This window comes from Bacillus sp. JJ864, from assembly GCF_036963045.1.
Taxonomy (GTDB): Bacteria; Bacillota; Bacilli; order Bacillales; family Bacillaceae_G; genus Bacillus_A; species Bacillus_A pseudomycoides_C.
In genome coordinates, this window is the sequence record NZ_JBALLY010000034.1 from 391 (window position 1) to 7046 (window position 6656).

At 33.6% G+C, this 6656-nt stretch carries 7 protein-coding genes; 5 read left to right on the forward strand and 2 right to left on the reverse strand.

The window, feature by feature from the left end:
- From V7024_RS06715 to V7024_RS06735, 5 genes are all read left to right on the forward strand, one after another.
- Positions 1-420, forward strand: a 420-nt coding sequence (locus V7024_RS06715; protein ID WP_335517380.1) for a hypothetical protein, incomplete at its 5' end; no start/stop codon positions are given.
- A gap of 114 nt (positions 421-534) precedes the next feature.
- Positions 535-975 (forward strand): hypothetical protein, encoded by a 441-nt coding sequence (locus V7024_RS06720; protein ID WP_335517384.1) that lies wholly within the window; start codon positions 535-537, stop codon positions 973-975.
- A gap of 587 nt (positions 976-1562) precedes the next feature.
- Positions 1563-2153, forward strand: a complete 591-nt coding sequence (locus V7024_RS06725) for a hypothetical protein (RefSeq protein WP_335517386.1) — start codon at positions 1563-1565, stop codon at positions 2151-2153.
- Positions 2154-2615: 462 nt separating this feature from the next.
- On the forward strand, positions 2616-3143 hold the full coding sequence (locus V7024_RS06730; RefSeq protein ID WP_335517389.1) for a C40 family peptidase: 528 nt from the start codon (positions 2616-2618) through the stop codon (positions 3141-3143).
- 152 nt (positions 3144-3295) lie between these two features.
- Positions 3296-3724 carry a DUF5065 family protein gene (locus V7024_RS06735; RefSeq protein ID WP_335517392.1) on the forward strand — a complete coding sequence of 143 codons (429 nt, stop codon included), beginning with the start codon at positions 3296-3298 and terminating at the stop codon, positions 3722-3724.
- Positions 3725-4091: 367 nt separating this feature from the next.
- On the opposite strand, the gene V7024_RS06740 is transcribed toward V7024_RS06735, so the two are convergent.
- Both V7024_RS06740 and V7024_RS06745 read right to left on the reverse strand, forming a co-directional pair.
- Positions 4092-4364 (reverse strand): HU family DNA-binding protein, encoded by a 273-nt coding sequence (locus tag V7024_RS06740; protein WP_335517394.1) that lies wholly within the window; start codon positions 4362-4364, stop codon positions 4092-4094.
- Positions 4365-5055: 691 nt separating this feature from the next.
- Positions 5056-6656 (reverse strand): PQQ-binding-like beta-propeller repeat protein (locus V7024_RS06745; RefSeq protein WP_335517397.1); only part of this gene is annotated, 1601 nt, incomplete at its 5' end.

The window sequence follows — 6656 nt, forward strand, 5'->3', positions numbered from 1 at the left end:
AAATTATATTATAAAAAGAAAAGGAGAGATTTTATGTTAAAAAAAGTTGTTTTATCAAGCACAATACTTATGGGAGTTTTAGGTGTATCAGCCGTATCTTTACCTGATTTAGGGTTAATAAAAGCAGAAGCTGCAATTAGCGATGCGAAAATTCAAAAAGTTAATGTTTTTGGAGAAGATTATTATGATGGATCTGATGTACCCGGTTATGCAACAGGGACCTTTTATTTAGTAGGAGATAGCAATGTGACATATACGATTAAACAATATGAATTTAACAAACTAGTTACTTCGAAAAATGTAACGACTAAAGGTTTAAACAATCCAGTGTCTTTTAGTATGCAAATTACAGAAGGAAATAAATATGAGGTGACTTATAACGGAAAGGTTATTAACACTTTTGTTGTTCGCGGACACTAATTTTTTTACTCTAAAGTAATGAAGGAACAAACACTTGGAATATACAGAACGAGCAGGTGAGTTGTTATATATTCATATAATTACATAAATTATCAAAAGAAGTGGGGAAACAAAATGAAGAAATTTACACAGTTAGCATTAACAGGAGTGATTGTACTAGGAGGTTTAGGAATGGGAGCTGTAGCAGATCTGCCGATGGTGCCGGGCGGCCAAATTCAAAAGGCAGCTGCAGCATCAGCATACGGTGTATCAGTTAATACTACTAAGGCGAACTGGACTAACAGTGAAATGGTTAATTTAACGTTTAAGAATGACAACAGCTACGAGGTTAAGCTTGTTGGTCAACTTCAGTACCTTGAGAACGGTAGCTGGGTAAACAAAGGTCAATCGTACGAGCCGTACGCACTTCCTGAAGAGCACTTCGGCCATCATTTAGACCCTATCGGAACTGATGGTACGTACCGCTACCGCACAGCAGTGTACAAGGTAGATCCTAACACAGGAGCGCAAACCTTCCAAGGTTATGTATATACAAGCAATTTTTATGTGAAATAAATCAAAAAGTCACTATCATTATAATTAACAGTCATGAATTCCACATTCTAGCACGTCTTACCATGACTAGATATATGTTCGGCAACACAAGCCTGGGGACTCGAATTCCTCAGGTTTTTTTATTTTATATAAAGAAGTGTCGCTAGCTAAATGAGAGTATTTTGATAAAATTGTGTTTAGATACATGGCAGCGATTTGTTTGATGGCGAATTCCGTAGATTCTGCTGTTAGATCTGTTTACATTGTAAAATAAGAGTTGGTAGTTTTATGTAAAAAGAGTGGGTGATTTGTGTCGCTGGTGTAGTATCCACTTTCTTGTCTAAAAAGTATCCATTTTCATGTCTTTCTACATCGATCAAGGATGGGTATTCGTAGAACATTTTAATGAGTTTATGATTAATTCTCACTCTTTTACACGCATGAGAAAGGTTGCTGTTGATAAATTCATTCAAAAACAAAACCTTTAAATTTAATAAGAGTGGAAAAGAATAACAGACCGGAAAATAAAAACTATAATTAAATATACAGAAAAAAAGTATACAGCGCAGATATAGACATTAAAAATAAAGGGAGCGAGAACAAAATATATGAGAGCTAATATTAAGCAAGTGGGACCAACATGTAGTATATATGCTCTTATAAATGCATTATATATTACAACTAAAGTGAAGAATCCTTCTAGGGAAATCGCTGACAGCACGGTATGTGAGTTATTAACTAATAATTTAATCAGACAGGATGGAAATTATTATTCCGGCCTAACTTTTACAGGAGAATTTTTTGATTTCAATAAACTTAAGAGTTTTATTGACAATAATATCTCTTTTATGCACGAAAAAACAATAGGTACTGAAGGTAAATATAGTACTTCAATTGAAGATGTTACATGTTTAGAGGATCATGACCTTATTAATAGTCTTCATAATAACGAAGTATTTATTCTATTTAGTATTTACAAGTCTAATCTAACATCTAGAATTAAAAAGAGAATTAGAACATTCTTTAGCACTAAAAAACCTTCTGTACAACAAGAAAATGTAATTTCACATTGGGTAGCAATTTGTGGCTATGATTATAAATTGTCAAAATTCATTGTTACAGATAGCCAAGAAAAAAGACTTGAAAAGTATTCATATCAGGGTGTTTTTGCCCATCCCCCCGAAAAAACAATACTATAATCAAGGAGCGTTCTGAACGTATTAAACGAACAGGATTGCTCCTTTTTATTTTCTTTAGGGGGTCCCGCCACATCACTATCAAGCTAACAAAATAAAATACCCCCAAGTGTAAAAAATACGCTTTCTTTCTGTAGACTTATAGGAAAGGATAGCGTTTTTTTACACTTAGGGGTAAAGCAAATTCTTAAGTTGATGGGCATGCGGCTGTACCCCAAATTAGGGGAAACCTTGTCAAAAAAAGAAGTTGTATGTTCAAACATAATTTGATGTAATTTCCCTTTTTAAATATAATGTTTTTATATTAAAAATATTATATATATTGTTAATTAGATATGTAATTTTACATATCAATTCCCTGATATGGATTATTTTTACAAAGTATGTTTATATTGTAAGTGGGTCTTATGATTCGAAATATTATTATGAATTATGAGAAAAATATTAATTTAGGGGGATTTTATTATGAAGGAAATTGTAACTGGAGCATTAGCATTAGGTGTCATATTAGGGTCTGGTAGTAGTTTTGCTTCTGCAGATGAACTTGATAGTGTTTCTCAAAATGGAAATACAATACAATCTATATCAGCTTCCACCACAAAATCAATAACTGCGAGCCAATTTAGCAAAGTCTATGAAGCTATGAAAAAATATGAAGGCACACCATATAAATACGGTGGAAATAGTCCTAAAACTGGATTTGATTGTTCGGGATTAATGCAATGGGGATATGGAACACAGGGAATTAAATTACCACGCACAGCACAAGATCAATATGATAAAACTACACGTATCGATAGAAAGGCACTTCAACCAGGAGATTTAGTTTTCTTTAAAGGAACGGTTTCAGGCAAATCAGGTATTACTCACGTTGGTATGTATATTGGGGATAACAAGTTTTATAATGCTAGTTCTTCCAATGGAGTTAGCGAAGCTAGCCTAAACAGTTCTTATTGGAGTAAATATATTGCAGGATATGGTCGAGTTAAATAAAAAATGTATTATAAAGTTCCACTCTAAAAGCAATATTTGTCCAATTTAACTTTCGGAATACTAGAAATAATAATTATCAAATTCCTAATATTTTTATATATTACATTAGTATTATGTTGGAAATAAAGGAGAAATACAGGAGGTAATTAACAATGAAAAAAATTAGCACATTAGTACTTACAGGAGCTTTAGCACTAGGAGGATTGACTGCAGTAGAAATGATTAAACCTACGAATCAAGTAGCAGCAGCATCGGATTGGGGTTTCCCAGATTATCGAGCCATCCATCATAATGCAGAATATATGCCAGAATTAGCAGTAGGGAATTTAAAACATGGACAAACGTTTAGTGCGACAATAAGAAAAAATTATATAGATTCTGGTCTTCTTAGGATTTATCGTGTTGGTTACAACAATGAACTATATCTTATTAAACAAGTCAATGATTCAAATTCTACTAGTGGTATAGGAACATTTACTGCACCAATTAATTCTACGTATGGTCCAGGAACGTATACTGCTTTATTAAAAGTAGGTAATAATTATTATCATGGTGGAACATTCGAGATCAAAATGTTCTAGGCTTAATGTATCCTAAAAACTGGTTCTATATTACAAAATATACTTAGCTCGCTAACAATGGAGGCTATCCTTTTGTAGATATATGCAGAGTAAATAGCCTCTTTTAATTCTATTTCCATCGAAGCCGTAACATGTTTAACTGTATGAGGAAGTGACTGTAATTTTTATTCCAATAAGGGTACCGCCTCATGCCCATTAACTTAAGAATTTTACAACACCCCAAACAAGAAAATGTACATTTTCTCCTGGAGATGTCAATTTTTTCGTTTTGGAGTATTCGCTTTTGTTAGCTTAATAGAGAGGGGGTGCTACCCCCTAAAGAAAAAGGATCTGATATTCATATCAGATCCTTTTTCACTATGTATAATTATTTCACTGCTTCTTTTAATTCTTTTCCAGCTTTAAAAGCAGGAGCCTTTGAAGCAGCAATTTGTATTTCTTCACCTGTTTGCGGGTTACGTCCTGTACGTGCAGATCTTTCACGCACTTCAAATGTACCAAACCCAAGAATCTGTACTTTTTCTTCATTTGCTAGCGCGTTTGTTATAGTATCTAATACAGCTTGTGTCGCTGCAGCTGCATCCTTTTGTGTAAGTTCTGCATTTTCTGCTACTACTTTTGTTAATTCCGTCTTATTCATTTTTTTGCACCTCTTTACATATAATTAGGTGACTATTATAACGTGCCTATACTTCTGATGCAATTAATAACATATATCAGGGGTACCGCCATCGCTATCAAGCTAAGAAATACAAATACCCCCAAAACGAGAAAATTGACATCTTCATGTGAAAATGTACAATTTTCTCGTTTTGGGGTGTTATAAAATTCTTAAGTTGATGGGTATGTAAGGTGACCCCTAATAAAGAAAGAGAAGTTTTGTACCTTCTCTTTTACGGTTATTTGCGTTGCTTAGGTGTAGCAACGCTTTTTTATTTATCATAAAAAGAAGGGATAGAAAATGTTACTTTTCTATCCCTTCTTTTTCTCCAAACCATTCTATCATGGCCCAGTACCAGCGTAGCTGCGATTAGGGGCAAAGTAATTTATTTTGTAACATAAACGATCATTTTTGTTACGTTTCGTTTGAAAAAACAATCACTTTTATAACTATCGAAGTTGTTGTAACAAAATACCGTATCAAAAATAATTTGTAACTTTATTAATTAAATACCTTTTTGTTACTGAAAAACATGTATATATTAATGAAATTCGCTACTTTGCCCCTGGTTACAAGAACGCTGGCACTGGGCCTAGCTGGGCACGCAAATAAAAAAGAGAGACGTTTGTCCCTCTTCTTTACAAGTTATTTAATTCTTTAAAAAACGAATTTAGTTATCTTTCTTATCAAGATCATTAGAAATTTTATTTAAGATCTCACGTGCTTCTTTCTTTTCTTCTTCTGTTAATTTCGCATTCTTACTTTTTGCTTCAAGTGATTTCAGTACTTCCATGAATGTACTTTCTTTTGTACATACATTATCTGTATAAGAGTCTCCAATTGCTATTAGAGAATAGTATGTTCCGCCATTCGATATAGACTCAACTCCATTAGCATATAAAGTTCCATCTTTACCAATTACTGTCGAAGTATTAACATTACCAAGACGAAATCTAGATGGTGATTGATGGAATTTCCACTTAAGCGTTGCATCTGGATTTAATGCATACATTTTATCATATGTTTTAAAATAAATTACACCATTTTTATCAATTACAGGTGCGTCATAAATAGTCTCTATACCTTCAGTTCGGTACTTCCATTTTAAGGAGTAGTCTGGATTATACGCATAAAGATAATTTGCTCCACCCACATAAATTGTTCCATCTATAGAAGAAACCGTAGGTGCAGAAAACAATTTTTCTTTTTCTTTCCATTGATGCACTACGTTTCCATTCTTATCAAAAACAAATACTTTGTCTTGTGTATTTAAAAATATTTCATTATTTTTGCCTAAAGTCAATCCATTACCGTCGTATTCTCCCCTAACGTATTTTCGCCACAATTCCTTACCATTTTTATCATGAGCATAGAGATATTTATTCCCAAGATCTGCAACTAAAGTATAAATGATGCCATCTTTTGAAATAAGCATGGTTCCTGCCGATCCACCCACTATTTCATTTGATGACCACTTCTTTGATCCATCTGGATTATAAGCATGTATCGCTTTTCCACGTAAATAAATCGTACCGTCATGCCCCAAAACAGGATCGTTACCTAAACTTTTCACATTCCATTTAATTGAACCATCTGGATTTACAGCAGTTAAATTACCTGTGCTAACATAAATAGTTCCATCTTCTGCAATAACTGGAATACTATCCATTATTACCAGATTATCTTTAACCCATTTAACAGATCCATCTTTATTAAGTGCATATAGTTTTCTATTCTGGTTTGCTGCATAAATGGTACCATCGCGCCCAATCGCTGGAGGGGTATAGAATTGTCGGATATCACTACCCAAGGAAGCATCTTTATAGTAAACTTTATACTCCCATTTCCCTTTAGGATTCTCTGTTCCAGCATAAAGTGAATTCCTGCTCCAATTCTGTCCGAAAGGAGATTCAGCTTGTAAATCATATTTTCCTTGTTCAAATTGTTCACCTTGCGTGATACTAGAAAGTTTATTTAAGATTTCACCCGCTTCTTTCTTTCCTTGTTCACCTTGTGTGATACTAGAAAGCTTATTTAAGATATCACGCGCTTCTTTCTTTTCTTCTTCTGTTAATTTCGCATTCCTACTTTTCGCTTCAAGTGATTTTAATACTTCCATCGATGTACTTTCTTTTGTACATACTTTATCTATATACGTGTCTCCAATTGCGATTAGAGAATAATAATAAGAATCGTCTATAAGTGATCCACCAGCGCCTACAGTATATAGCGTACCATCCGCACCGATTGTGATAGAATGATTTGCATTCG